24 protein-coding genes and 2 pseudogenes are annotated in these 25,289 nt (G+C 55.5%); 12 read left to right on the top strand and 14 right to left on the bottom strand.

Annotated features, from left to right (window positions below):
• Positions 1 to 15 precede the first annotated feature (15 nt).
• Positions 16 to 1,224 (bottom strand): ammonium transporter, encoded by a 1,209-nt coding sequence (locus tag IB266_RS01140; protein ID WP_103309175.1) that lies wholly within the window; start codon positions 1,222 to 1,224, stop codon positions 16 to 18.
• Positions 1,225 to 1,561: 337 nt separating this feature from the next.
• Between IB266_RS01140 and IB266_RS01135 the strand changes: the two genes are divergently transcribed.
• The 6 genes and pseudogenes from IB266_RS01135 (at position 1,562) to IB266_RS01110 (ending at position 5,567) form a co-directional block, all read left to right on the top strand.
• Complete coding sequence (locus IB266_RS01135; RefSeq protein ID WP_060738526.1) at positions 1,562 to 1,876, top strand: DUF883 family protein; 315 nt, start codon at positions 1,562 to 1,564, stop codon at positions 1,874 to 1,876.
• A 2-nt stretch (positions 1,877 to 1,878) separates the two neighbouring features.
• Complete coding sequence (locus IB266_RS01130) at positions 1,879 to 2,268, top strand: phage holin family protein (protein WP_060738527.1); 390 nt, start codon at positions 1,879 to 1,881, stop codon at positions 2,266 to 2,268.
• Positions 2,265 to 2,600: a hypothetical protein gene (locus IB266_RS01125; protein ID WP_060738528.1), complete on the top strand. Its 336-nt coding sequence runs from the start codon at positions 2,265 to 2,267 to the stop codon at positions 2,598 to 2,600. The genes IB266_RS01130 and IB266_RS01125 overlap by 4 nt, the downstream gene beginning before the upstream one ends.
• A gap of 125 nt (positions 2,601 to 2,725) precedes the next feature.
• On the top strand, positions 2,726 to 4,054 hold the full coding sequence (locus IB266_RS01120; RefSeq protein WP_053183171.1) for a deoxyguanosinetriphosphate triphosphohydrolase: 1,329 nt from the start codon (positions 2,726 to 2,728) through the stop codon (positions 4,052 to 4,054).
• A gap of 491 nt (positions 4,055 to 4,545) precedes the next feature.
• A pseudogene (locus IB266_RS01115) lies at positions 4,546 to 5,097 on the top strand (response regulator); the annotation flags it as partial.
• A 158-nt stretch (positions 5,098 to 5,255) separates the two neighbouring features.
• The gene (locus tag IB266_RS01110) at positions 5,256 to 5,567 is read left to right on the top strand and encodes a hypothetical protein (protein WP_225613368.1); all 312 of its coding nucleotides are present in this window, start codon (positions 5,256 to 5,258) and stop codon (positions 5,565 to 5,567) included.
• A 40-nt stretch (positions 5,568 to 5,607) separates the two neighbouring features.
• Here IB266_RS01110 and IB266_RS01105 read toward each other — a convergent pair whose 3' ends face one another.
• Entirely contained in the window at positions 5,608 to 6,048 is a 441-nt protein-coding gene (locus IB266_RS01105; RefSeq protein ID WP_192259643.1) for a hypothetical protein, read from the bottom strand.
• Positions 6,049 to 6,201: 153 nt separating this feature from the next.
• On the opposite strand from IB266_RS01105, the gene IB266_RS01100 reads away from it, so the two are divergent.
• Both IB266_RS01100 and IB266_RS01095 read left to right on the top strand, forming a co-directional pair.
• Positions 6,202 to 6,633, top strand: a complete 432-nt coding sequence (locus IB266_RS01100) for a hypothetical protein (RefSeq protein WP_192259641.1) — start codon at positions 6,202 to 6,204, stop codon at positions 6,631 to 6,633.
• A 47-nt stretch (positions 6,634 to 6,680) separates the two neighbouring features.
• A complete protein-coding gene (locus tag IB266_RS01095; protein ID WP_192259639.1) occupies positions 6,681 to 7,043 on the top strand; it encodes a Rap1a/Tai family immunity protein in 363 nt (120 codons plus the stop codon).
• A 280-nt stretch (positions 7,044 to 7,323) separates the two neighbouring features.
• Here the strand turns inward: IB266_RS01095 and IB266_RS01090 are convergent, their stop codons facing one another.
• The gene (locus IB266_RS01090) at positions 7,324 to 8,031 is read right to left on the bottom strand and encodes a recombinase family protein (RefSeq protein ID WP_192259637.1); all 708 of its coding nucleotides are present in this window, start codon (positions 8,029 to 8,031) and stop codon (positions 7,324 to 7,326) included.
• 118 nt (positions 8,032 to 8,149) lie between these two features.
• Positions 8,150 to 8,362, bottom strand: coding sequence for a hypothetical protein (locus tag IB266_RS01085; protein WP_192259635.1), 213 nt, complete (start codon positions 8,360 to 8,362; stop codon positions 8,150 to 8,152).
• A gap of 360 nt (positions 8,363 to 8,722) precedes the next feature.
• Between IB266_RS01085 and IB266_RS01080 the strand changes: the two genes are divergently transcribed.
• Positions 8,723 to 9,568 carry an AbiJ-NTD4 domain-containing protein gene (locus IB266_RS01080; RefSeq protein WP_192259633.1) on the top strand — a complete coding sequence of 282 codons (846 nt, stop codon included), beginning with the start codon at positions 8,723 to 8,725 and terminating at the stop codon, positions 9,566 to 9,568.
• Between the two features lie 51 nt (positions 9,569 to 9,619).
• Here IB266_RS01080 and IB266_RS01075 read toward each other — a convergent pair whose 3' ends face one another.
• The 8 genes from IB266_RS01075 to IB266_RS01040 all read right to left on the bottom strand — a co-directional run bounded on the left by IB266_RS01075 (position 9,620) and on the right by IB266_RS01040 (position 17,087).
• The gene (locus tag IB266_RS01075; protein ID WP_192259631.1) at positions 9,620 to 10,258 is read right to left on the bottom strand and encodes a helix-turn-helix domain-containing protein; all 639 of its coding nucleotides are present in this window, start codon (positions 10,256 to 10,258) and stop codon (positions 9,620 to 9,622) included.
• Between the two features lie 20 nt (positions 10,259 to 10,278).
• Entirely contained in the window at positions 10,279 to 10,446 is a 168-nt protein-coding gene (locus IB266_RS01070) for a hypothetical protein (RefSeq protein WP_192259629.1), read from the bottom strand.
• A gap of 726 nt (positions 10,447 to 11,172) precedes the next feature.
• Positions 11,173 to 11,382: a hypothetical protein gene (locus IB266_RS01065; protein ID WP_192259627.1), complete on the bottom strand. Its 210-nt coding sequence runs from the start codon at positions 11,380 to 11,382 to the stop codon at positions 11,173 to 11,175.
• Positions 11,382 to 13,613 carry a tape measure protein gene (locus IB266_RS01060; RefSeq protein ID WP_192259625.1) on the bottom strand — a complete coding sequence of 744 codons (2,232 nt, stop codon included), beginning with the start codon at positions 13,611 to 13,613 and terminating at the stop codon, positions 11,382 to 11,384. The genes IB266_RS01065 and IB266_RS01060 overlap by 1 nt, the downstream gene beginning before the upstream one ends.
• Positions 13,610 to 13,975 (bottom strand): hypothetical protein, encoded by a 366-nt coding sequence (locus IB266_RS01055; RefSeq protein WP_192259623.1) that lies wholly within the window; start codon positions 13,973 to 13,975, stop codon positions 13,610 to 13,612. Before IB266_RS01055 ends, IB266_RS01060 begins: the two co-directional genes overlap by 4 nt.
• Complete coding sequence (locus tag IB266_RS01050) at positions 13,975 to 14,328, bottom strand: hypothetical protein (RefSeq protein WP_192259621.1); 354 nt, start codon at positions 14,326 to 14,328, stop codon at positions 13,975 to 13,977. Before IB266_RS01050 ends, IB266_RS01055 begins: the two co-directional genes overlap by 1 nt.
• The gene (locus IB266_RS01045) at positions 14,325 to 15,059 is read right to left on the bottom strand and encodes a hypothetical protein (protein WP_192259619.1); all 735 of its coding nucleotides are present in this window, start codon (positions 15,057 to 15,059) and stop codon (positions 14,325 to 14,327) included. The genes IB266_RS01050 and IB266_RS01045 overlap by 4 nt, the downstream gene beginning before the upstream one ends.
• 465 nt (positions 15,060 to 15,524) lie before the next feature.
• Entirely contained in the window at positions 15,525 to 17,087 is a 1,563-nt protein-coding gene (locus IB266_RS01040; protein WP_192259617.1) for a recombinase family protein, read from the bottom strand.
• A gap of 49 nt (positions 17,088 to 17,136) precedes the next feature.
• Between IB266_RS01040 and IB266_RS01035 the strand changes: the two are divergent.
• The 3 genes and pseudogenes from IB266_RS01035 to IB266_RS01025 form a co-directional block, all read left to right on the top strand.
• Positions 17,137 to 17,220: pseudogene (locus IB266_RS01035) on the top strand (DNA-binding response regulator); the annotation flags it as partial.
• Between the two features lie 9 nt (positions 17,221 to 17,229).
• On the top strand, positions 17,230 to 20,850 hold the full coding sequence (locus IB266_RS01030; protein WP_192259615.1) for a transporter substrate-binding domain-containing protein: 3,621 nt from the start codon (positions 17,230 to 17,232) through the stop codon (positions 20,848 to 20,850).
• A 116-nt stretch (positions 20,851 to 20,966) separates the two neighbouring features.
• A complete protein-coding gene (locus tag IB266_RS01025) occupies positions 20,967 to 23,915 on the top strand; it encodes an HD domain-containing phosphohydrolase (protein ID WP_192259613.1) in 2,949 nt (982 codons plus the stop codon).
• On the opposite strand, the gene IB266_RS01020 is transcribed toward IB266_RS01025, so the two are convergent.
• Together IB266_RS01020 and IB266_RS01015 are read right to left on the bottom strand one after the other, a co-directional pair.
• Positions 23,916 to 24,398 carry a GAF domain-containing protein gene (locus tag IB266_RS01020; RefSeq protein ID WP_192259611.1) on the bottom strand — a complete coding sequence of 161 codons (483 nt, stop codon included), beginning with the start codon at positions 24,396 to 24,398 and terminating at the stop codon, positions 23,916 to 23,918.
• Positions 24,395 to 25,285: an ATP-binding protein gene (locus IB266_RS01015; protein WP_192259609.1), complete on the bottom strand. Its 891-nt coding sequence runs from the start codon at positions 25,283 to 25,285 to the stop codon at positions 24,395 to 24,397. Before IB266_RS01015 ends, IB266_RS01020 begins: the two co-directional genes overlap by 4 nt.
• Between the last annotated feature and the right edge of the window lie 4 nt (positions 25,286 to 25,289).

Genomic DNA, 25,289 nt, shown 5'->3' with positions numbered 1-25,289 from the left:
AATACTGTGCAACGATCAGTCCTGGCTGACCGCGCCGATCTTGTGAATCGACAGGTCGGCGCCGTAATACTCTTCTTCCTGGGTCAGGCGCAGCCCCAGCACGGCCTTGATCGCGCCATAGACCGCGAACCCACCGGCCAGGGCGACGACAACACCCAGCGCCGTGCCGATCAACTGGCTGATCAGGCTGACCCCACCCAGGCCGCCCAGGGCAGCCTGGCCAAAGATGCCACAGGCAATGCCACCCCAGACCCCGCACAACCCGTGCAGCGGCCAGACGCCGAGCACGTCGTCGATCTTCCACTTGCCTTGGGCCGCCGTGAAGCACCAGACAAACAAGGCACCGGCAATGGCACCGGTGGCCAGCGCCCCCACCGGGTGCATCAGGTCGGAACCGGCACAGACCGCCACCAACCCGGCCAGCGGACCGTTGTGCAGGAAGCCTGGGTCGTTGCGCCCGACAATCAATGCCGCCACGGTACCGCCCACCATGGCCATCAACGAATTGACCGCCACCAGCCCGCTCACCCCAGGCAGGGTCTGGGCACTCATCACGTTGAAACCGAACCAGCCGACAATCAGGATCCAAGAGCCCAAGGCCAGGAATGGAATGCTCGAAGGCGCGAACGCCACCAGGCGACCGTCCCGGTAGCGACCATTACGCGGCCCGAGCAAAAGCACTGCGGCCAACGCCAGCCAGCCGCCCATGGCGTGCACCACCACGGAACCGGCGAAGTCATGGAAACTGGCGCCGAACCGAGCTTGCAGCCAAGCCTGCAAGCCAAAATTGCCGTTCCAGACCAAGCCTTCGAAAAACGGGTAGACAAACGCCACGATCAACACCGTGGCGCACAACTGCGGCGCGAACCGTGCACGCTCGGCTATACCGCCGGAAATGATGGCCGGGATCGCGGCGGCAAAGGTCAACAGGAAGAAGAACTTCACCAGGCTGTAGCCATGATCGGTGCTGAGTACCGCTGCCGGCTGCAGGAAGGTCACACCGTAGGAAATCCAGTAACCGACAAAGAAATAGGCCAGGGTCGAGACCGCGAAATCGCTGAGGATTTTCGACAGCGCATTGACCTGGTTCTTCTGCCGGACCGTTCCCACTTCAAGGAACGCGAAGCCGGCATGCATGGCCAGGACCATGACTGCGCCGAGCAGGATGAACAGCGTATTGGAGCTGTGGACCAGACTGTCCACGGCACTTTGCATATTTTCCATGGTGTTGGCAGACCTGAAAAAGTTGAAAAAAGCACCAAACCGGTTCGCTCGCCCCACGGACGCACCAAGTTGAAACGACTCATTGGCCGCAAACAGGCCATTGAACTGCTTTGGTGCGTAGATCGGGCAAAACGAAGTCCCGCTTCGAGGTGCTTCGCGGGTTTTGATTATTTGGTTAAGGTTTTACGGGCTTTCGCCCAGCTTCAGCGCACTGGAACAGGCTGACGCACCAGTACATGGCAGAAGCCTGAGCAAAAGTTGTACCAGCCACTTGCACTGAACCTTCCGGCAAGGCTCATACTCGAACGCTTCAGACGTCACTTACGGAGATTCACCCATGGCCAGAACCCAGGCAAAGACTGCTCAAGAAATCCTGATGGAAGATTTTCAGACGCTGGTCAGCGACACGGAGCGCTTGCTCGATCACACCGCGACGCTGGCAGGCGATCAAGCCGATGCGCTGCGCGGCCAGATCCATGAAACCCTCCTGCGCGCCCGCGAAACACTCAAGCTGACCGAAGACTCCATGCGCGAACGGGGCCAGGCTGCTGTAGTGGCCACCGAGGAATACGTACAGGCCAACCCTTGGCAATCGGTAGGCATTGCCGCGGGCGTTGGTTTTCTGATCGGTCTGTTGGCGACACGGCGCTGATCATGGGTATCGACGAATCCGGCTCGTCCGAAGCGGGCACACAACCCACAGCACGCCGCCTGGGCGCGGCATTTCTTGGCTTGCTGCACAGCCACGTCGAATTGTTCGGCATGGAGTTGCAGGAACAGAAGGCACGCACCGTCAGCCTCCTGCTGTTCGCCGGCCTTGCGCTGGTGTTCGGCTTGCTGCTGTTGGTCGGGCTTTCGGCGCTGGTGCTGATCCTGGTATGGGACACCTATCGTCTGTCGGGCATTATCGGCCTGTGCCTGTTCTACCTGCTGGCGGCCCTGTTCTGCGGTCTGCGGCTCAAGGCCGCGATCTACGACGAGTCCTCTCCTTTCAATGCCACCCTCGAAGAACTGGCCAATGACCGGGAGCGCCTGCTGCCATGAGCCTGCCTGATATTCCTCAAGCCCGGACACGACAGGAAATGCGCAAGGCACTGGTGCGCCTGCGCATGGAAATGCATCGCCAGGAAATCCGTCAGGAGACACGCCAATTGCTGCAACCCTTGCATCGGGTGCGCGGCTTGACGCAAAGCTGGCACGAAGGTTTCGGCATCAAGCATGCGCCGCTGTGGGGCGTGGCGGCGGTGTCCCTGCTCGGCTTCCTTACCGGCAAACGGACTCGCCATGGCGGTGGCGGTGGCTTGACAGGCCTGATCCGCCTGGCAACGACATTGCTGCCGTTGGTCAAGCTGGCCAAGGACCTGCGCAAACCCTGACGACCGACACCCTGTGGCGAGGGCCACAGGGTTACGTATCCGGTTTGGCAGGCCCATAGGCCTTGCAGGGCGGCCCACGAACCGGGAAGCTAGGGCATCGACATCATCGAACGGAGCAACCGGCCTTGGATTGGCATACCCTGCTGACTCGCGAACGTCTCGGAAAACCGCTGCACAGCCCGCAAGAACTGGGCCGTAGTCCCTTCCACAAGGACCACGACCGCATCATCTTTTCCGGGGCCTTCCGCCGCCTGGGGCGCAAGACGCAAGTACATCCGGTTTCCAGCAACGACCACATCCACACGCGCCTGACCCATTCCCTGGAAGTCAGTTGCGTCGGGCGCTCCCTGGGCATGCGCGTGGGAGAGACCATCCGCAATGCCCTGCCCGACTGGTGCGAGCCCAGCGACCTGGGCATGGTGGTGCAATCGGCTTGCCTGGCCCACGACATTGGCAACCCGCCGTTCGGTCATTCCGGCGAGGACGCCATTCGCTATTGGTTCCAGCAGGCCGCCGGACGGGGTTGGCTTGATGCGATGAGCGAAGCCGAGCGCAACGACTTCCTCAATTTCGAAGGCAACGCCCAAGGCTTTCGCGTCCTCACCCAGCTTGAATACCATCAGTTCGACGGCGGAACCCGGCTGACCTATGCCACCCTCGGTACGTATCTGAAATACCCCTGGACCGCCCGCCACGCCGATTCCCTGGGCTACAAGAAGCACAAGTTCGGTTGCTACCAGAGCGAACTGCCACTGCTGGAGCAGATTGCCCACAAGCTCGGTTTGCCACAGATCGAGGATCAACGTTGGGCGCGGCATCCACTGGTGTACCTGATGGAGGCCGCCGATGACATCTGCTACGCGCTGATCGACCTGGAAGACGGTGTGGAGATGGATCTTCTGGAATACCCACAGGTGGAATCGCTGCTCCTGGACCTGGTGGGCGACGATCTTCCGGACACCTACCGGCAACTGGGGCCGCTGGACTCGCGACGGCGCAAACTGGCGATCCTGCGAGGCAAGGCCATCGAACACCTGACCAACGCCGCCGCCCGGGCGTTTGTCGAGCAGCAGGAAGCGTTGCTTGCCGGCACGCTGCCAGGCGACCTGGTGGAACACATGCACGGCCCGGCCAAACGCTGCGTGTTGAATGCCAAGGACATGGCGCGCCGGAAAATCTTCCAGGACAAGCGCAAGACCCTGCATGAAATCGGCGCCTACACCACGTTGGAAATCCTGCTCAACGGCTTTTGCGGCGCGGCCCTCGAACAGCACGGCGGCCGCACGCCTTCGTTCAAGAATCGCCGCATTCTCGACCTGCTGGGAAACAATGCGCCGGATCCCAATGGCCCTTTGCATGGCGCGTTCCTGCGAATGATCGACTTCATCGCCGGCATGACCGACAGCTACGCCAGCGAAATGGCCCAGGAGATGACAGGCCGCACGCGCCAATAAAAGCACCCTTTGCAGCACCTCGAAAAATGTGGGAGCGAGCTTGCTCGCGATGACGCAGGCACATCCAGCATCGATGCGCACAGGTCCACCGCCATCGCGAGCAAGCGCGCTCCCACACGGATTGCGGTGGATATGGATCGTGCAGCCACCTCGCTCCCACAGGGGACTGGCGGTGCATGTGGGTTTTGTAGCGCCATCCACAAGGAGTTTGAAGTAGATAAATAAATGTATGGTTTACACAAACCGCGATTAGAATGTTTTCTTTGTTTGCATAAACAACACATTCAAAGAAATATCCCTTCACACACTGCCAACACCTCCCCCCTCTTACTGTCATCCACCGACTAAAAAACCGATTACGTCGTAATATCTTGCCTCTTTTTTTGTAGGAAACTTCTGAAATTGAAGTTGCATGCCCGTCTCTTCGTACGACCCTGGCTGTAAGTGGGCTAAGGTGCGCGCTTTATTCAAGTTCGCAGGGTAATTTATTCATGAACTCCGTTTTCATTGTCGACGATCATCCGGTCATCCGCCTCGCCGTTCGCATGCTCCTGGAACATGAGGGCTATAAGGTCGTAGGAGAAACTGACAACGGCGTCGACGCGATGCAAATGGTGCGCGAATGCATGCCAGACCTGGTTATCCTGGACATCAGCATCCCCAAACTTGACGGGCTGGAAATTCTGTCACGCTTCAACGCCATGACCACGCCGCTCAAGACACTGGTGCTCACGGCACAGTCACCGACGCTCTTCGGTATCCGATGCATGCAATCCGGTGCCTCCGGTTACGTTTGCAAACAGGAAGACCTCAGCGAACTTGTCAGCGCGATCAAAGCGGTACTGTCCGGCTATAACTATTTCCCCAGCCAGGCGCTGAACCCGATACGCCCGGATGATCCACGCAGTATAGAGCTGGACCTTTTCAAAAGCGTCAACGATCGGGAACTGATGGTACTGCAACTTTTTGCCCAGGGCCGAACCAACAAGGAAATAGCCAAGGGGATGTTTCTCAGCAATAAGACCGTCAGTACTTATAAGCAACATTTTCATTAGTACACCTTTTGAAAAAGCTGCTGGGATAGGCGACACCACGCCCATTAGCCCCTCGCCTCGACTGAAGGCGCCACCCATCGCCCACCAATTGAAAACCAACCCTTGTACCTATACTGTACATTTGTACAGTATTTGGTGTAACGGCAATGCACGATGATTTGATTGATGATTTGGTGGACGATTCAGGCTTTGAGCTGGGGATGCCCACCTATGAGGAGTTGCTGAAACATCAGTGCGACCTCCTGTGCAGCGACTTGGAGCTAACACGCCGCAACCTCAGAGCAGTCCATAGGGAGCTTGCTGGGTTGATCGTCATGTACCGAGCATCGCTTAAAGAGATAGGCACCCTCAGGGTTGAGAATGAGAGGCTTCGATGGACGCTGAGCGACATTTACCGACAGCGGAGCGAGGAAGAAACATCGCGGATCGGGTATAAATATGGGGACCATACGCTCTAAGGTCCCCCACAGCCTAACGCTTCCAAGCGTGTTAGCACTCTTACTTCGTTAGCAGCGCTTGAACGCCACCAAATGGGAGGATGCATCCTCCCATCGACTTCATCAAAAACCGAACCTTCATCACGCTCCCCTTGGTCAGGTCATAGCCATCCCCCTTACGCATGAAGGTGACGCTAATATCCTGGGTTCCAATGCCATCAACATTCAATGCGACCTTATCGGCTTCAACGATTACCGCTTTTCCTTGCCAAGTCATCCAGTGATTTTTGTACTTGGAATTGAAGATGTCTTCTTTCTTCTCATCGCTAAATTTGCTTTTACAACCCACGTCAGCGTTGACCTGCTCATACGTGGCATCGCTGATCGGATAATCTGGCTCCGGCGAAGCCTTACCAGCCGGAGGGTTGTTCGAAATTCCTTTGATGACTAAAAACGCCAAGCCTAGGGCGAGGACTATGCCTATGGGACGTTTTATCGACATATCGAGCTTTCCTGCGATTTGAAAAGCATTATGATGTCAGGGTGATAGCTCACCTGTCCAATAGCAAAGTATTGGCTGCATCAGGACCGGGTGCCAGGGGTGAGAGGTTATGACCACAGTAAGCAGCGCCTAACCTTGGAAAATGGACAGGATATGGACCCACTGAACGCAAAAATCGAAAGGCTCTCGACCCAGCATCTAGATGCGTCTAGCAAACTCGACTACTTTACCCTCGGTGCCACGTTAGCTATCTGCGCATACCTTGCTCAAACAAACCCATACGCAAAGCTTGGCATCAACAAGGAAACCTTCCTGCTCGTAAGCCTGCTGATATTTGCCGCAAGCGCTGTATGTGGCTTCAAAAGACTTGAGGTAGTTGTTCGGGCATTGCGTGCGAATGCCCTTGCCTTAAAGGAAGAAGTGCCACTCAACAGGGATTTGAAATTACTGATCACCCAACAGATCACCCTAAGAGCGAGTTGGTACTATCACGCCCGAAATATTCTCTTAGCTACCGGCCTCCTTTGCTACTTAGCTACGAAGGTGTGGGCCACCTACCAAAATAATGGCTGGATACTGGTTTAACGGCCCGTAGCAGCTACGCTGAAAGTTTCTCGGGCTAGGAGGACAACATGAAACCAAGGATTGCCATGGCGGTTGCTTTGGTGGCGGTACTGGGATGCGACCGTGTAATGGCGCTAACTGGAAATGAGTTCCTTGACTGGTGCGAAACTGCTTTATCCAATGAGGCTTCCCAGAAAGTTACATTCACATCTGGATACTGTGTCGGTGCCATTCAAGCAACTAGCGATACAATACCTTTAGCAAACGCAAGCATGGAAGAGCACAGAATCTGCCTACCGCCATCGACTACAAACAAACAGATAATTCGTATCGTGGTTAAAGACATGCAAGAGCATCCGTCAAATCTGCATTTGAATAGCACTGTTTTGACCATTGGTGCGCTTCAACGAGCTTTCCCTTGCCAAAAGTGACAGACCACGTTTTTCAGAAACTGGCCCCCGCCAAAATCCACTGAGCACACTTGCTCAGTTTCCGCGTTTCCGTCTGAAAAATAAGATTGGCTCAGTTTTGCCCGTGGTGCTTAACGGTGTGCAACCCGGGTCAATGGAAGCGCCAGCTTTTCCAAAATAACCCTGGGCCTCAGGTCGCTCTCAGAGGCTGATTCAGACCAGCAATCGGCTCAGCTTCGCCAAGTATGCAAAGAAGACGAAACCCGCACTGGGCAGCCTCTTGAGGCGTTATGAGTGGTGGTTACGCAGGAAGAGACAAACCTAGGCGGGCCATCAAGCGCGATACTGTCATAGGCTGGAAGGCACTACCCCGCTCCGTTACCACACCTCTTGCATTCAGGCATTTGGCGATTGCGCTGTAAGACGGAGTGCCATCGTAGAGACAAGCTTTCAACTCAGCTTCCAGAGACTTTGCACGATTGGTTGCGTTGGCGGCCTTAGCAGCTACAGCAGCGCCGTTGCCAACAGCCCATGCGGCCTCTCGGCCAGCATCACGGCGGGCGATCTTGGCCTGAGCCTCACTATCGCCATTGGCAGCCAGCACCTTCAGTTGGGCCAGACCATCCTTTGTCCTCTTGCGAATCTTGAGTAGTTCCTCCTCAGCGAGAAGACTCTTGATGTTACGAACGAGGCCAGTGCCATGCACGTCTTCGGCTTCGATGAAGGTGTATTTCTTTTGCAAGGTGACGAAGTGGGCGTGATCACGCGTGAGACGATCAACACGATGCACGACAATAGGACAGCCCAGCGACTTTGCCATGTTGAGAGCCAATCGGCACTGCTGACGTTCAAGAGGATCGATACTACCTGACACACCATCGTCGGTGAACTGGGCAACTATCTCCCAGCCGTTTGCCTCAGCGGCGATCCCGATAGCGGCGAACTGCCCAGCTACCGAAAGACACTGGTCGTCGGTGCTCATCCGTGCGTAAGCGATTACCTGTTTCATCGTCTGAGCCCTCAATCAACCTAGTGAGAGCACATCTTAACATATCGTTGACGTTCGACTGCAATATGTTAAGACCAGTGGAACGACCGCCTGTCAGAGTTGAATTCGCGTTAAAGGGTCAGTGACCACGGAGAATTCTGATTGCACTGTTAATGCCCTGGGCGTTGGTATCGAGCGTGGTTAGCGCACCCTCAATGTTAGCGTGTAACTCCTGCTCACCTGTTCCCATGAGGTGAAGAGCTATTTCCTCAACGCACGCCGACAGCGCCTCTTGGTTGAGGATGATCAGTTCTAACGCATCAGCAACGGTTTGAGCATTTTGGTCGTTCATGGTGGCCTCCCTGAGAGTAGTGCAGGAAGCCTAGACCAGCTCTGAACAGGCTGACGCTGGGTGGGCTTATTTTGAAGAAGTCGATGATTCCGGCTCAAAACTGACGTTTTGGTGCGAAACTTAAAATCGAGACGTCCTCACCGTGTCCAGCTTATCCATGGGATAAGGGAAGCCCCGGAAATGCTGGCTTATAAGCTAGTGATCTACTTTTCAATGTGCTTATAACCGGCTACAGGAGCACGTTTTAGAAGGGGTTTCGGGTGGGTTTTCCGAGGTTACTGACCACCTATAGCGACCCGCCACCATGTACAATCACGTCATGTGATCAATTAGGCAATGGCGAATAATAACGAGGTGACAATGGATTTCTCACAGCGCATGGGCTTATTGCCGGCATCTAAAGTCATACAAAGCGACTCAATAGACATGGATCTGCGCAATACCGTCTGGAACATTTTGTCAGAATGCTATTGGAATACGTTCTACCCAGACTTTAGCGGACACAAAATACTTAGAGGATCGAACTTCGAAGAATTCTCTAGGTTACTATATTCAAAATTCTATAAAACCACTCTTGATGATCTGCCTTGGGGGTGGCAAACAATTCTCGATCAACTAAAAAAAGAGATAATCTCGGGAGTCTGGCACAGAACATACAGCCTACTAGAGTTCATAATTGAAAACGCTCCTAACGGCGCTGAAGTTCATGAGTACTGCATCAACATGTGCAACGAAGCCTTTACTAGAGAGAACTCAGCATATCGCTTTGTAGCGGGAAAGCTAACAGAGATTACATCGCCTGAAGAAATTGAAGCAATTGAAACAGCGATATCTGGGACATCCAAATACGCCGGAGTTACTACACACCTTCAAACTTCATTGACCCTCCTGACCGATAGACAGAATCCTGACTATCGCAACTCAATCAAAGAAAGCATCAGTGCTGTTGAGTCTCTAGCGAAAAAGCTCGTTGGTGATGACAAGGCTACGCTAGGGCAGGCCCTCAAGATCCTTGAGACCAAGCACAACCTTCACGGAAGCTTGAAGTCAGCTTTCCTTACTCTCTACGGCTATACCAGCGATGCTAGTGGCATCAGGCATGCACTGTTAGATAATGCCACTGCACCAACCAAAGCTGACGCTCGGTTTATGCTTATTTGTTGCTCGGCGTTCATCAACTTCGCTATAGACAGTATTGAGGACTGAAAAGGCAGGATGTAGGCCCTACAACGTAGGGCCAGGAACATGCCACGAACTTTACCCCCATAGATCTGGATCATTCAAACTAACAGGGAGGCCCTTAGGTAGCACAGGAACAGCGTACGCAATTTCTTCGTCCAATGTATCAGCAAATCCACGCAGCGTTTCATGTACGATTACAGCAGGCTTCGCTGGCTTATCGATATACGCCTCTAGCGGAATATCTTCAAACATCGGCTCTAGCTTTCTTGGAACATCATGAGCGGCGATTGCAGGCACGCTAGAAGACAAAGACACCGAAGCCGCACCCATAGCCTCATCGCTCTCTAGAGGCCGTACGGAGGCGGTATTAGCGGCATATTTGTTATGTAGTTCTAGCGGGGCAACGATGTTGTAACTATTAGAGTGCACATAGCCTCTAAGCTTCTTACGCTGCACCACGATATATCCATGGTCCACTAGCAGCCTTATGAAAGCTTTTACGGTGCTAACGTCGCACCCTGTATCCCTTGCAATATCGTTTTGATCATCGAACCATTCTTTCCCTAAAGAGCGGAAGAACTCGTAGCGACTGCTCATGTGCACCCAAATAATCTTCTGCGTTCCAGATAGTTTAAATAGCTTTCCAGTGGTTCTGCTTATCCAGTGTGTAGCACGCATAATTTCATGTGTAAGCTTGCAAAATGTCTCGGTCATCGTATTCCTCGTATTCTCCATTATAGTTTCTTTATTTGGTCCAAGAATTTGGACTCTTCCATTGCCCCAGTTCGGTAGAGGGCAATCATTTCAACCATCTGTGCAACACGAGCGGCTGCACTGGGACCACCATTGCCATTACCGGCCTTAAGCCATTCAAGACTGTGTTGACGGAACTGAATGTTCATTTCATTTTCTCCTTGCACGGTAAAATCTCACAGAGGTCAGGATGACCGATGTGATTCAATCTAACTCCAACAGGGGTATGCACACCGATGAATCAAGATCCTTGCACGGTAAAATCAATTACCCTACACAAAACAAGAAAAGCTCTTCTGCTTTTACAGTGCAAAAAATCCCGAAGGGATTACTCGGTGCAACGAACGCAGTGAGCGAACTCACGCACAGCATTCAATATTCAATCTTGTTATTTCATTCTTGTTACTATCAATCTTATTAGTAGTGGATTTTCCACCGTGTACGTAGTGGATTTTCCACCGTGTACATAGGGGAATTTCCACCGTGTACATAGGGGAATTTCCACCGTGTACATAGGGGAATTTCCCCTGCGTTGATATCTGGTGCAAACGCTTGGGTCAAATCCCAGACAGCACAAAACCGCCGCCTGACGTTACCTTGCGGGTATGTCGAGAGCGTTCGTTGGGGACTGCTGGAAAGAGCGTCTTTATACGCCTTTTGACCAAATTTGTCAAGCTGTTTAGTTACGCCCCATCAAACTACCGCTACAAGCCCCTACAGTGCGTTCTGGGCGACTTTATCCAGGCTTACCACCCAGACTGGCAGGCCGCGCCTGTTAGCTGCGATGTAACGCATCACAGGACGTCGTAGAAGACAAGATATATTGTGAGCAGCTTTCATTGCCTCCATTGCACTTGTATAAACTCGCTGCATTATTAATCTCCTTGCTTTGGTGGTGGTAAACGGTGATCAGTGAAGATGGCGATATGTGCCATCTCCTCTGGCATACGAAACAGAACACAATCCCACAACGTATCTAACACACCCGGTAATTGATGCACTACAGCATCTCCGTACACCTCTGAGATATAGAGGCCGCAAGCGGCCCTATAGTCTGTTTGGCTGGCAATTTCATCGTATTTCATCACTGCGTCTCCTGTTGATTTGCTCGTGCTGTCAGCAGCACCTGTTTAAGTCTCGCATCGACCTTTTCAGAAACAGCATCGCCGATAGCATTACCAAGCTCCCTGCCATTTGGATCAAGAGCATTGACAGTGACATCAACTTTGATATCTGTGTGCGTGGATTGATCAACGTTGCCAATAGGCTTATTGAGGACGTTACTGTTGGGATCAGAGGGCAATAACCAGTCACTTGGCAACGCTGTTTGTCTACGCTGTTGCTGGGTTGCTGCATCCATAATGTCTTCAGCTGTATACGCAGGAGGTAAACGAAACTGTTTCATCTTTCCGGTTTCGTCCGGTGGTTCAGCACCAAACTTTGAAGCATCTAACGATGAAAACTGAAGACCGGCAATATTCATTTCCAAAGCTTTCAATTTATTGGCTTCGCCGCCTTTACTATAATCTTCAACGCTTAGCAGCCAGTTCCAAAATTTACCAATTGGCCCGCCCTGATGCTGAACATCCCCATTGATACCGCTGTAGTCGCCCACTCCCACCATCTTTGTATCGACGGCAATGTCACTGGTTGACATTCGGTCTTGTAGCTGTTGCTGATCTGTCTTCTCTGTGCCATCCACGTTACGATTAGCTGCAAGGCGAAGCATTGACGTAGCTACTTTAGTCAACCCGAGGTCAAACAGCGCCAGGGTTTCTTTGAATGGCTGCATTGCTGTATTCAAATCACGTTCAGCCTGAATCCTTTCCAGAATCACACCCTTTAACTCTTGGCTTGAGTTGATAGCATTGTCATTCAAATAGCTTTGATTCTCTGCACGTTGTTGAGCCGCTGAAATAGATCCCATTTGCTGAGCAAGAATGTCTTGGTTAGCCTTTAGGAAATTAGACATACCCGTGTCAAAATCCTTAGCTAGGATCTTCCCGTCAGTAACAGCTTTCTTGAACCATCCTGCTTGCTCTTCTATCTTCCCCTTAAAGCCCAAGCGAGTTGCAGCAGCTTGACGAATGGAAGCAGCAACTACACCACCAACCGCATCAAACAAATCGTTGACGTCGCTTCCTTCCGGCTTTCCTTTTGCACGGATCTGATTGAGCTGGTAAGCAGCCCGCTTTTGGGCTTCTTTATCGAGTGCAGCAGCACGGAATGTTGCTGATTGATCTTCAAACATCTTGGTAGCTTGAGTTAGACTTTTACCAAGTGCAAGCTGCCCCTGTACAAACAATGCAAATGCTTTAGCGCTTTCCACGCTGATTTCTTGACCATATTTGTTTGAAATATCGATATAGCGATCACGAGCAAACTTCTGATTAATTGGATTCTTACCACCAGACTGTTGAAGAGCGGTATCAAACTGCTCCGCACCACTTGCATCTTCCTGGCGTTGTTTGACTCGCTCACTCAGATAGCTAACACCCCGGACAAGCCCGTACAACGCTGCTGAAGCCGCTGTAACGCCTACAGCGAGACCACCGAAGTCCATACTCTTTGGCTCAGCCTGACGAGCCTTCCAAGCCTCGTGGCGCTCAGCAGCAAAGCTGAATCGCTGAGCCTGTTGTTGGTGACGCTCAGTAGCACGAGCTTCACGAGCAGCGGTCGTGGCTTTAGTTGTTGCCCAACGCTCAGCCTGACGAATGCCAGCTTGACGGGCATTGTTTAATGCCATTTCGGCACGCTGAAACTTGGTTTGCTGGAGCATGGCTTGTTGCTGAAGCTGCACAGTCCGAGCCTGTCGCTTCTGGAGTATATCGGCCAACCGAGCCTGACGGAGTTGGGATTGCTCAGCAGCCCCTTGCAGCTTAGCTTCGCCTAACTTTGTTTTAAGATTCTCTTGTTGGATACGTTGCTGTTTAGCCGCAACTACTGCACGTTGAATTTGATCTTTGAGTGCAGCACTTTGTAGCCATGCCTCTTGTTTGGTGCCAGCGGAAATTAGCTTCTGATGTTGAAGCTCGGTTGTAAACTGTTGACGGCGAAGCTTAGACAACTTCGTTTCTGTAGCCAGCTCTTTGTCGAGAGATCTACGAATATCAGCATCAAGCTTAAGTTTACCTGCGTTCTTGCCAGTGACATTAAATGCCTTACCAAGTTTAGTTTGGAGTTGTTCAGCCTGTTTACCCAATCTAGCCATCTGGCTTTCGGCTGTTTTCATCATCTGCGTGAAACGCTGTAAGCCGCTTGAGTCTACAGCGAACTTAAGGACGCCAACGAGCTGAGCAATAATCTCTTCGTTCATCGTGAGGCCCCTTCACGAAGACTTAGACGGCGACCGTAAAAATAATCAACGTGGCTTTTAAAGGTTTTAGCCCCACGCCCACGATAAATAACTTCATGTCCATTAGGAAGGGGGTGCCGATACTGAGAGATATATTCAGCAATGAACGTTAGACTGTTACGACTGCCGTGCATAGCGACAACGGTTGAGTTTTCGTCGTAAACAAACCAGTGATATCCAAAGTTGCTCTCGCCACGACGCTGGACATACATCGAGACAAGTCCAACGAAATTTGGCACATTTGCTGGGTGATGGACACGGAGAAGAAGAAAGTATTCGGGCTCTTTATTCAGAGCTTGTTGCAGTGTAGCGGCTTTTTCCATTAAATATCCTCGTATGAAAGGTAGACCCACGTACCAGCGGGAATACCTTCGAATGTTGCTGGCAATTGAAAGCTGTTGATCATCTGTTCGGGGTGAACCTTGTTAAACTCGGTGCAAGCCTTGGTAATAACAGCGTCGCTATATTTGGTTGAATCCATCAAAACAGTAATTACACCAGTGCGACCGCTCGCGGCCTTATATACGGCTTCTTGAGAGCCTGTAGGAGGCGTTATGTTAGGCTGCTGATGCGTATGTGGCGCCTCGCCATTAGAAGCGCTTACAGGGGCTTGTAGGAGCTTATTAGTTGGATCATACTTCTCAAGTAAGATCCTGGTAGTTGCATCGAGTGTCATGCTGCACTTCCATCGGCGTTTAGCTTGCCGGACTTGATTAGCTCTTCACGGAGCTTTGCACGACTTGCAGCGAGTTCATCTCGAACTTGTTGCTCACGGCTCAAGCGGTGTTTTTGTTCGGCCTGCTGACGGTCACGTTCATCTTTGGCAAGTGACATTATGACTTGACGATCTACCTCGGCATCCAACGCCGCTGCAAGTTCGGCCTCGTAATCAGCTTTTACCTTATTGCAAATCTTGGCGAGATCTTTCTCTTGTTCGCATTCTGGCTTTCTCAGATGCATTGTGATGAACGATGCCTGTCCACTCTCGATTAACATTGCTCCGGGATAAGCGGACATCGGATCAAGCGGAGTCCAACCGACTGCACGCTGCTGGTGATAAACTTCAAGTGCTTCTACCAAAGTGGCAGGAGTGAACTCGACGATTGCACCGAGAATGCCTGTATGTGGTTTCTCGATTCGGCTTTCGTAGAATGCTTTTTCATTTTGGCAGCGAGCTTGGAATTCAGACTCGGAAAAGACGAACTGCATTGGAAGTGTTGCAGACGTTTGTTTTGATGCACTACTCATGGTGTTATTCCCTTCTGTTTTGATTTGTTGTTCTTTCTTTTCTTGTCGATGATGCTGCATTCTGCACTTGGTAGAACAGAACTTCGCATGTGGTGCTTGGGGTCTTACTGGAAATTTTGTGGTGCAAACAGCGCAGGGCTGATAGGTGACTCTCGCCATAGTTGATTCCTGTGTTTTTGATTGTTGGGTTTGGTTACGCGGTTAATAGGGCACGTAAAAAAGGCCAGATTTTTTAGGCTCTGGCCGAAGTAGTTACATCGTTCGTTTGAATTGGTGACGGAGTATCGACCACCGTACCCCATCGGACGGCCCTAAGGCTCCACAGCCTTGGTCTAGCAAGTGTTCGGCCCCGGACTTGCTAACCGGTGTGGAAGGCATCCTAAAACCTTCGGCCACGCGAAAACCAACCTCAGCGGACTGGGTCGGTCTTAGTGTTTGGAATGGGGGTGTAATTGGTGTTGGGGAGAGAGGGGATGACAAAGGCAAACTTTTCTCATCCCTTGTGCCTTATGGTAACATGACTTCAGCAAACTGTCAAGCACAATTACACTTAAATAGCAAGCAATCTTATGCAATTGTCTTATATATCTTATATTTTGTCGCTTTTATCACATTTAAGGATATCTAACGTTGGGATTGAAGACTTTCGTAGTCTGCCTCCGTCCAAATCGCCTCGCCCGTCATAGTGTCCCCTTCAAGTGGTTCCGCTTCTAGATGTTCATCAGCCGCTTTAAGGACGAGCAATAGCTTTTCCCCTACATAGAGCCGATACCGGTTCGATTTCCGATCAACACCGGCATAACGGTAAACAGCATCCGAATGAGACGAAGTGATACGGCGATCCGCGTATATGGTGATGGCGTAACCAACATTGCGCAGCATCGCTGCAAGCCGTTGGGGGTCGCCCCGCTCTAGGTTCCAGACGTCCCCCTGCTTTTGCCATACCTGCCCCTGGGAGGGCACTACGGTAGCTTTAAGCAAGGCGAGATTACGCTTGAGCGCCTCCCTCTCTTCATTAGCCCGACTGACCTGTTCTATAAGCTCCGCAATAGGGCCCGTGGAACGTATGGCAGCCCCTAGGGATTCGATTCCCCGCGAAAGCTCTAGTAACCTCGCCTCGGCTGCGATAATTGCTTTCTCGTTTACGCCCACGCTCTGTCGGGCTACCGCCTCCCGTGCAGCCTTTACACTAGTGTGACGATAAACCGTATCGATGATTTCCTTTGGAATCACTTTCTTGTTTTCACAACCCTTCAGTTCCTGGCGCCTCCGGCACCGCATCGATACCTGCACGCCTCGAATGGTTCTCATGATGTAGTTGTGACCACAACTCCCGCATTTCACCAAACCGACATAGAAGTGAGCAGCAGTTTTCTCCCTTGGGAGGGTCTTACGTTTCTCGCCTTCAATCTGAGCCAAGTGAAATGTGGATATGTCCACGATTGGCGGATACACCTCCGAACCGTCCCAGCGGCCTATCGCCGCTTCATTTCGAAGCCATCCTTCAACACCCGGCCCGGAGCACTTAGCAAGCGCGGCAAGGCCACTCTCACGCATGCGTCTTGCGATGACAGCTTTACCTAGACCCGAGATGTAAAGCTCAAATGCCCGCTTTACCTGGGCTGCAATCTCTGGAATCACTACACCATTCGAGGTGAGCCAAACAGGGGTATTCCGCTTGGGCGTCTTACCCTCCTTCGCCAGCCTACGGCGGGAATCGTAAGATCCGGTGAGGCGACGACTGAGGTTGTCACTGTACTGGCGGGCTGACTGAATCTTCCCCAACAGGATGTAGATATGCCCGCCATCCAGACTCTGGCGTGTGTATCTTATGCCATCGTCTAGAGTGATGATCTCGACGCCTTTACGGAGTATCGGACCTAAGATGTCCAACATTCCTAGGGTATCCAGACGGCCAGCTCTATCTACCGACTCGACTAAAACCGCGTCTCCCGATGCAATCGCGCCAGCTTCGACGGCAGCCAATAGATTTGCGAAGCCCCCGCCCTCCTTGATGTGTTCCCCCTTCCAGCCGCTTTTACCCAGGTCTTGAAACGTCAACTCGCTAAGGGTGTAGCCGGGGTTTTGGGCCAGCCAGTTAGCAACCATGGATTTCTGGCGCTCCAGGCTTGAACCCTTTGCCTGTGGGGCGCTTGAGAAGCGTGCGTAGCTGAATGCGGTAGCCATATTTCCCCCTAATGTAGATATCAATCTAATTCTACATGTGTGAAATATCTACAAAAAACGCCTGATGCAGAAACTCAAGGTCAAGTCCTTGGTCGAGCTGATTGAAATGGCGAAGCGCAACGCGCTGGTGTGAGAAAACAGGATGCTCAGACGCATAACCGAATGTCTCCTGCTGATCAGCGCAGCGTTATATACCGGAGTGCTCGCGGCGACACCGGATGCGCCCGGGCAATACGCGCTGCTGGGGCGCTCGTCCATGGCCCAGGCCGAGATCAAGCTCGATGATGTTCACCGCGCCTGGCTAAAAAACCGGCAAGAACTGGTCCTGGGCACTTCCGCACCGGATTACCCGCCCTTCGATCTCTCAGCCAGCGGACGCGACTACGAAGGCCTGACCGCCGACTATGCCGACATCCTCGCCAAGTCCACCGGCTTGCCCATGAGAGTCCTGCGCTTCGCCTCCCGTGAGGCAGCCATGGCGGCGCTCAAGGACGGGCAAATCGACATGCTTGGCACCGCCAACGGTTTCGAAGCCCGCGACCCCGACATTGCGCTTTCAACGCCGTACGCAGTGGACCAACCCGTTCTCGTCACCCGAACGAATGAAAGCCGATCCCTGAATGAAGACCTCAAGGGTTTGCGGCTGAGCATGGTCTATCACTACCTGCCGCTGCGGGAAATCGAAAAACTCTACCCAAAGGCAATCATCACCACCTATCCTTCCTACCAGAACGCCATCAATGCCGTCGCTTTTGGCCAGGCCGATGTATTTCTCGGCGATACCCTGTCCACCCACTACATGATCAGCAAGGGTTACTTGAGCAATATCCGCATGGCCAGCTTCGGCAAACATGAATCCTATGGCTTCGGTTTCGCCGTACGCCGTGGCGATACCCGCTTGCTGGAGGTCATCAACGCGACGCTGAACCAGATCCCCATCGCCGAACAGACGGCCATTGCCAAGCGCTGGAGTGCAGGCAGCGACCTGTACCTCACGGACCACCGGGTACAACTGACCGACCGCGAGCAACGCTGGCTGGCCAGGCATCCGGTGGTCAGGGTGGTGGTGAACGAAACCTCCGCCCCCTTCACCTTCTTCGATCCGGACGGCGATTTTCGCGGCATCAGCGCCGACCTGCTGGAGCTGATCCGGCTGCGCACCGGCCTGCGCCTGGACATCCAGCGCCGCCAGAACGACAGTGAAATGATTGCCGCGGTCCTCAACGATCAAGCCGACATGATCGCCGCGCTGTTGCCCAGCAGTGAACGGCAACGCCAGTTGAAATTCAGCCGCCCCTACGTCGACAGCTCGTTCGTCCTGCTGACCCGCAAGCCGTCCGACACGCCCACCACGCTCGATCAGTTCGGCCACGCCAGCCTGGCGATCGCCAAGGGCAACCCACTCATTGAATGGCTACGCAGCCAGTACCCCAACATCCGGATCATCGAAACGGACGGCCCCTTGCGCGCCGTGGAAATGCTCGCCCATGGCCAGGTCGACGGCAGCGTGAACTCGCAGGTGATGGCCAACTACTTCATCTCCTCCCAGGCGTGGCGGGACAGGTTGCAGATCAGCAGCACGGTAGGCACCCAACAGGCGCTGTTCGCGCTGGCCACGGCCAAACACGCCAGCGAGTTGAACGCCATCCTCGACAAGGCCCTGACCAGCATCGACCCCGACGAACTGGGCATCATCAACAACCGCTGGCGCGGTTACGTCTCGCCCTCGGAACACACCTGGCGCACGTATAACCGCCTGTTCTTCCAGGTCGTCGCGGGCGTCGGCCTGTTGCTGCTGCTTTCCCTGACATGGAATGCCTACATGCAGCGCCAGATCAGGCAACGTCAACGGGCGGAACTGGCCCTCAACGATCAACTCGAATTCATGCATTCGCTGCTCAATGGCACCCCCCACCCTATCTACGTGAGGGATCGCAACGGCATCCTGCAGAGCTGCAACGACAGTTACCTGGAAACGTTCAACGCCAGGCACGAAGACGTCATCGGCAAGGACTCGATGCCAGGTTCCATGAGCAATGCCTTCGAAGCGCAGGAATACCAGGCGGACTACCAGCGCGTCATGGCCGAAGGCACCGCGCTGATCGTGGACCGTCCCCTGCACATCGGCGACCGGAAACTGACGATCTATCACTGGATCCTTCCCTACCGAAACTCCGCCGCGCAAGTGCAAGGCATCATCGGCGGCTGGATCGACATCAGTGAACGACGGCAGCTGTTCGAGGAGCTGCGCGCATCCAAGCAACGAGCCGATGACGCGAACCGCGCCAAAAGCACGTTCCTGGCCACCATGAGCCATGAAATCCGCACCCCGATGAACGCGGTGATCGGCATGCTCGAGCTGGCCCTGAAACACGCCGACAAGGGCCACGTGGATCGCTCGACCATCGCAGTCGCCTACGAATCGGCCTCCGGCATGCTCGAACTGATCGGCGATATCCTGGACATCGCCCGTATCGAATCCGGCCATCTGAGCCTGGCCCCCGAACGCGTCAATCTCAGGGCCCTGCTGCAATCGGTCATACGGGTCTTCGAGGGCGTGGCCCGGCAGAAGAACCTGGCGTTGTCGCTGCAGTTCGATGCGGCCGAGGGCAACCCTGACGTGTTGATAGACCCCTTGCGATTCAAGCAGGTGCTGTCGAACCTGATCAGCAATGCCCTCAAATTTACCGAGCAGGGCCAGGTCGTGGTCAAGGTCCGGCTAGCGCCAACCGAGCGGGACGACGTCCTGCACATGCATCTGGAGGTCAACGACAGCGGCATCGGTATCGGCCCGGCAGACTTGCAACGCTTGTTCGAGCCGTTTGCCCAGGTCGATAACACCAGCCGAATGGCCCGCAAAGGCGCGGGGCTGGGGTTGGTGATCAGTCGCAACCTGTGCCGGATGATGGGCGGCAGCCTGCACATGAGCAGCCAACCCGGCGTCGGCACCCAGGTCCAGGTCCACCTGCAACTGACCGTCCTGTCGACGGCGCCGGTGAGCATCCCGCTCGAACCGGTCATCGAAACGGCCCAGGCTGACTTGAACGTCCTGATCGTGGACGATCATCCCGCCAACCGCCTGCTGATGTCCCAGCAATTGGAATACCTCGGCCATCACTACCAGGTCGCCCACGATGGTGCCCACGGGCTCGAGGTCTGGCGCAAAGGCCATTTCGATCTGGTCATTGCCGATTGCAACATGCCCATCATGAGCGGTTACGAACTGGCCCGCTCGATTCGTCGCGATGAGTCCGAACAGCGACGGCCGCCCTGCACCCTCCTGGGGTTCACCGCCAATGCTCAACCGGAGGAAAAACAACGCTGCCAGGACGCCGGAATGGATGACTGCCTGTTCAAACCGATCAGCCTGAGCGCCTTGAGCCAGTGGATCAAGACGGTCAAACCCGTCGGTCACCCAACGGCTTTCAGCGTGCACAGTCTCCAGGCGTTGACCGGCGGCGACCCTTCGTCCAACCGGCGCCTGCTGGCGGAGTTACTCAACAGCTGCCGCGCGGACCGCCAGGAGTTGCTCGACGTCGCCCAGGGCGCAAACCGCCAAGCGCTGACCGAAACGGCGCACAAGATAAAAGGCGTCGCCCGCATCGTCCAGGCGACCACGCTGATCCAGCGGTGCGAGGGGCTGGAGCAGGCGTGTCATCTGGCACAGGCCCCTGAACGAATCAGCGCCTGCATCGACGCCCTCGACCGCGCCATGAGCGAACTGGAGCGGGCCCTGGAAACGGAGATCGCCAAGGCAAAATAATCCAGCGTTTACTATGCTATTCGCTCAGCAGTGCGTACCTGGGGTGTTCTCGATCGGTTTCCCTTGCACGCGGGAACACCCATCGAGAACACCCCCTGACACTTGGAGTGACTGCAATGCCCAGCGCACCGCGTCCGGACAAACGCCGGTTCCCCCTGCATGTCCACATCAGCGTGATGTTTACCCTGCTTTTGTTGTTGACCGGGGTGGTGCTGGGTATTTTCAACTACCGGCAAACCACGCAAATCATCCTGTCCAGCAGTGAAAAACTGTTCAATCGCATTGAACAGGAGGTGCGCCTGGACTTGTATGACACCTACGAACCCATCCGCCACCTGCTGAGCCTGCTGGCCGACTACCCGGCGACACGCACACCGCAGATGGCGCAACGCCTGGCCCTGCTCGTGCCCTTCAGCCAGGCATTGCGGGACAACCCGAACCTGGCGTCGTTGTACCTGGGCGATCAGCACGGCAATTTCCTGATGGTCCGGCCATTGCGCACCCCGGCCCTGAAAACCGCCCTGCGGGCCCCCACCGAGGCGGCCTATCAGGTCTGGACCGTGGAGCGGGCCACCGAGCAGGGCCCGGTCCACTCCCAGTCGCTGTTCTACGACGAGACCCTGACGCTCATCGATCGCCGGGACATGGCCGACGAAACCTACGATCCGCGCAGCCGTGGCTGGTTTCGCAGTGCCGCCGGCAGCGCCGAGCAGATCACCACCGAGCCCTACGTTTTCTTCTCCACGCATAACGTCGGCACCACCCTCGCCCGGCGCAGCGGCGAGCAGGCAGTCATCGGCGCCGACCTGACCCTGGCAGCCCTGTCCCAGACCCTGGCCAAGCACAAGGTGACCACCGGCACCGAGATCGTGTTGCTCGATCCCAAGGGCAACGCGGTGGGTTATCCCGACAGCGACCGGCTGCTCGCCGACGCCCAGTCGGCGCGCCTGATCAAGGCCCGCGACCTCAACCCGGCCATCGCCGCCGTCCTCGACGACAACACCGACACGACCCGACTGGAAGCGGCCGGACGCCAGTGGATCGTGTCGCGCAGCCATATGCAGGAAGGCGGGCCCCAAGGCCTGGAACTGGCGCTGCTGGTGCCTGAGGACGAGCTGCTGGACAACGCTTATCGCATGCGCTGGCAAGGCGCGCTCATCACCCTGGCCACCCTGCTGCTGTGCCTGCCCCTGGGCTGGCTGACGTCCAGGATCCTGGTCAAGCCCTTGCGCGAACTGGTGCAGGAGGCCGACGCCATTCGCAGCTTTGACTTCAACTACCCGGTGTCCCGCCGCTCCCCGGTGCTGGAGGTCGATCAGTTGAGTGTCTCGATGGCACGCATGAAAGAGACCCTGGCAAGCTTCTTTGAAATCACCGCCAGCCTGCGCGCCGAAACCCGCTTCGCCCCGTTGCTGGAACGGATGTTGTTCGAAACCGTGAAAATCGGCCAGGCCCAGGCCGGCCTGATCTACCTGCGCGAGAACGACGAAAACCGGCTCAAGCCCTATGGGCTGGTGATCGATGGAACCCCCAGGGACCTCGCCGCCTTCAAGCTGCGCAGTCATGAGCTACAGGCGGGCGACAGCCCGCAATGGCTCCAACAACTGGTCGTTGCGGACAATCTCGTGACCTCCCTGGGCTTCGAGCAGGCGGCCGACCTGCAAGGCATCCTGCAGGCACTGGACTCGCCTCGGGTCCACCTGATCGGCATCCGCCTGCGCAATCGCCACCAGGAAACCGTCGGCGTATTGGTGTTGCTGATCACCGACAGCGGCACCGAAGCCGACCTGGAAAAACTCCAGCCCGACCGCATCGCCTTCCTGCAAGCCGTGTCCGGCGCCGCCACCGTGAGCATCGAGGGCCAGCGCCTGCAAGCCAAGCAAAAGCAGCTACTGGACGCCTTCATCCAGCTGCTGGCCGGCGCGATCGATGCCAAGAGTCCCTACACCGGTGGCCATTGCCAGCGGGTGCCGGTCCTGACGCTGATGCTCGCCCAGGCCGCCGCTGCCAGCCAGGCCCCGGCGTTCAGCGCCTACCGGCCCACGGAGGATGAATGGGAAGCCCTGCACATCGCCGCCTGGCTGCACGATTGCGGCAAGGTCACCACCCCCGAGTACGTCGTCGACAAAGCCACCAAGCTGGAAACCCTGAACGACCGGATCCACGAGATACGCACCCGTTTCGAAGTACTCAAGCGCGACGCCTGGGTCGACTACTGGCAGGCCGTGGCAAACGGCGGCGAGTCGTCATCCCTGGCGCGACAGCGTGATGCGACATTGACGGCACTGGATGACGACTTTGCTTTCGTCGCCCGCTGCAACCTGGGCTCCGAAGCCATGGCCGAGGCCGATCTGCAACGCCTGCGACACATCGCGCAACGCCCGTGGACCCGGACCCTCGATGATCGCCTGGGGGTTTCCTGGGAAGAAAATCGGCGCCAGGCCCGCACGCCCAAGCCGACATTGCCGGTCACCGAGCCGCTGTTGGCGGACAAGCCCGAACACTTGTTCGAGCGCCACGCGGCCGAGCTGATCCCGGCGGACAACCCATGGGGCTTCCAGCTCGATGTGCCGGCCTGGAAATACAACCGCGGCGAGCTCTACAACCTGAGCATCACGCGAGGCACGCTGACTCGAGAGGAACGCTACGTCATCAATCACCACATGGTGCAGACGATCCTGATGCTCAGTCAGCTGCCCTTCCCTAGCCACCTGAACAACGTGGCGGAGATCGCCGGCGGTCATCACGAGAAAATGGACGGCAGCGGTTACCCCAAGCGCCTCAAGCGCGAGGAGATGAGCCTGCCGGCACGGATGATGGCCATCGCCGACATTTTCGAAGCACTGACGGCGGCCGACCGCCCCTACAAGAAAGCCAAGACGCTGAGCGAGGCCCTGGGCATCATGGCCACCATGTGCCGTGACGCCCATATCGATCCCGAGCTGTTCTGGCTGTTCATCGAAGAAAAGATCTACCTGAGCTACGCCGAACAGTTCCTCGCCCCGCGCCAGATCGATGAGGTCGACCCCGACAGCCTGCTGGTCAAGGCCGGGCTGAAGGCATGATCAGCAATCCGTCAGGCGCAGGAATATCGCAGCCAATGCTTCAATGCCAGCTTGATCATGCTCGGTAAAACGCGCCAGTTTCGGACTGTCCAGGTCAAGCACGCCGATCAGGCGCCCGTCCTTGACCAGCGGCACCACCAGCTCACTGTTCGACGCGCTGTCGCAGGCGATGTGTCCGGCGAAGGCATGGACATCTTCGACGCGCTGGGTCTGCCGGGTCGCTGCTGCCGTGCCACACACACCACGGCCAAAGGGAATCCGCACACAGGCGATCTGGCCCTGGAACGGTCCCAGGACCAGCTCTTCGTTGCGATTGAGGTAGAAGCCGGCCCAGTTCAGGTCGTCCAGCTGACTGGACAGGAAGGCCGAGAACTGCGCGGCGTTGGCGATGAAGTCACGCTCATCGGCCAGCAAGGATTCCAACTGTGCCGATAACAAATCGTAGCCATCGAGGCCAACACCGGTGCCCTTCAAATCGATCATGCCTTGTGCTCCAACAATTTCAGGCCTACCCAATAACGGGCAAACTGATAAGCGCAACGTCCGTTGCGGTTGCCGCGACCGGTTGCCCAGCGCACCGCCAGCACATCCAGCGCTTCGTCGCGCTGCCAGGCCAGCCCGGCCTTGGCCGCCAGTTCGCCGATCCAGTGCTCCACGACGTTGAGGAAATGCTCTTGGGTAAACGGATAGAACGACAGCCACAAGCCGAAGCGGTCGGACAAGGCGATCTTGTCCTCCACCGCTTCGCTGGGGTGAAGTTCGCCATCGACCCGTTTCCAATTCTCGTTGTCGCTCTCCTTTTCCGGCACCAGGTGGCGACGGTTGGAGGTTGCATACAGCAGCACGTTGTCCGGCGCCTGCTCCAAGGAGCCATCCAACACACTCTTGAGCACGCGGTAATCGCCTTCGCCGGACTCGAACGACAAGTCATCGCAGAACAACACGAAGCGCTGCGGCAGTTTCGCAACCTGCTCGACCACCCGGGGCAGATCGGCCAGGTGATCGCGTTCGATCTCGATCAACCGCAGGCCATGCGAGGCATGTTCGGCCAACAGGGCGCGCACCAGAGACGACTTGCCGGTGCCACGCGAGCCCCAGAGCAAGGCATGGTTGGCGGGCATGCCATCGAGGAACTGCCGGGTGTTGCGGCCCAGCTGTTCGACCTGGCGATCCACGCCGATCAGGTCCGACAGGCGCATGTCGAGGCTGACGTGCAGCGGCAACAGGTAGCCACTGCGGCCATCACGCTGCCAGCGGGCGGCCAGGGTCTGGGTCCAATCGATGTCGGGCCGGAGCGCCGGCAGCAAAGGCTCGATCCGGGCCAGCACGGCATCGGCACGCTCAAGAAAAGCATTCAATCGCGGGTCCACGTCT

The sequence above is a fragment of the Pseudomonas sp. Pdm06 genome (assembly GCF_014851795.1).
Classification (GTDB): Bacteria; Pseudomonadota; Gammaproteobacteria; order Pseudomonadales; family Pseudomonadaceae; genus Aquipseudomonas; species Aquipseudomonas fluorescens_AA.
Note: the sequence above shows the minus strand (reverse complement) of the source record. Positions and strands in the feature narration are given on the sequence as shown.

Coding starts and splice junctions, on each gene's coding strand:
- IB266_RS01140 (WP_103309175.1), bottom strand. CDS start 1,224: ATGGAAAATATGCAAAGTGCCGTGGACAGTCTGGTCCACAGCTCCAAT.
- IB266_RS01135 (WP_060738526.1), top strand. CDS start 1,562: ATGGCCAGAACCCAGGCAAAGACTGCTCAAGAAATCCTGATGGAAGAT.
- IB266_RS01130 (WP_060738527.1), top strand. CDS start 1,879: ATGGGTATCGACGAATCCGGCTCGTCCGAAGCGGGCACACAACCCACA.
- IB266_RS01125 (WP_060738528.1), top strand. CDS start 2,265: ATGAGCCTGCCTGATATTCCTCAAGCCCGGACACGACAGGAAATGCGC.
- IB266_RS01110 (WP_225613368.1), top strand. CDS start 5,256: ATGCACGATGATTTGATTGATGATTTGGTGGACGATTCAGGCTTTGAG.
- IB266_RS01105 (WP_192259643.1), bottom strand. CDS start 6,048: ATGTCGATAAAACGTCCCATAGGCATAGTCCTCGCCCTAGGCTTGGCG.
- IB266_RS01100 (WP_192259641.1), top strand. CDS start 6,202: ATGGACCCACTGAACGCAAAAATCGAAAGGCTCTCGACCCAGCATCTA.
- IB266_RS01095 (WP_192259639.1), top strand. CDS start 6,681: ATGAAACCAAGGATTGCCATGGCGGTTGCTTTGGTGGCGGTACTGGGA.
- IB266_RS01090 (WP_192259637.1), bottom strand. CDS start 8,031: ATGAAACAGGTAATCGCTTACGCACGGATGAGCACCGACGACCAGTGT.
- IB266_RS01085 (WP_192259635.1), bottom strand. CDS start 8,362: ATGAACGACCAAAATGCTCAAACCGTTGCTGATGCGTTAGAACTGATC.
- IB266_RS01080 (WP_192259633.1), top strand. CDS start 8,723: ATGGATTTCTCACAGCGCATGGGCTTATTGCCGGCATCTAAAGTCATA.
- IB266_RS01075 (WP_192259631.1), bottom strand. CDS start 10,258: ATGACCGAGACATTTTGCAAGCTTACACATGAAATTATGCGTGCTACA.
- IB266_RS01070 (WP_192259629.1), bottom strand. CDS start 10,446: ATGAACATTCAGTTCCGTCAACACAGTCTTGAATGGCTTAAGGCCGGT.
- IB266_RS01065 (WP_192259627.1), bottom strand. CDS start 11,382: ATGAAATACGATGAAATTGCCAGCCAAACAGACTATAGGGCCGCTTGC.
- IB266_RS01060 (WP_192259625.1), bottom strand. CDS start 13,613: ATGAACGAAGAGATTATTGCTCAGCTCGTTGGCGTCCTTAAGTTCGCT.
- IB266_RS01055 (WP_192259623.1), bottom strand. CDS start 13,975: ATGGAAAAAGCCGCTACACTGCAACAAGCTCTGAATAAAGAGCCCGAA.
- IB266_RS01050 (WP_192259621.1), bottom strand. CDS start 14,328: ATGACACTCGATGCAACTACCAGGATCTTACTTGAGAAGTATGATCCA.
- IB266_RS01045 (WP_192259619.1), bottom strand. CDS start 15,059: ATGGCGAGAGTCACCTATCAGCCCTGCGCTGTTTGCACCACAAAATTT.
- IB266_RS01040 (WP_192259617.1), bottom strand. CDS start 17,087: ATGGCTACCGCATTCAGCTACGCACGCTTCTCAAGCGCCCCACAGGCA.
- IB266_RS01030 (WP_192259615.1), top strand. CDS start 17,230: ATGCTCAGACGCATAACCGAATGTCTCCTGCTGATCAGCGCAGCGTTA.
- IB266_RS01025 (WP_192259613.1), top strand. CDS start 20,967: ATGCCCAGCGCACCGCGTCCGGACAAACGCCGGTTCCCCCTGCATGTC.
- IB266_RS01020 (WP_192259611.1), bottom strand. CDS start 24,398: ATGATCGATTTGAAGGGCACCGGTGTTGGCCTCGATGGCTACGATTTG.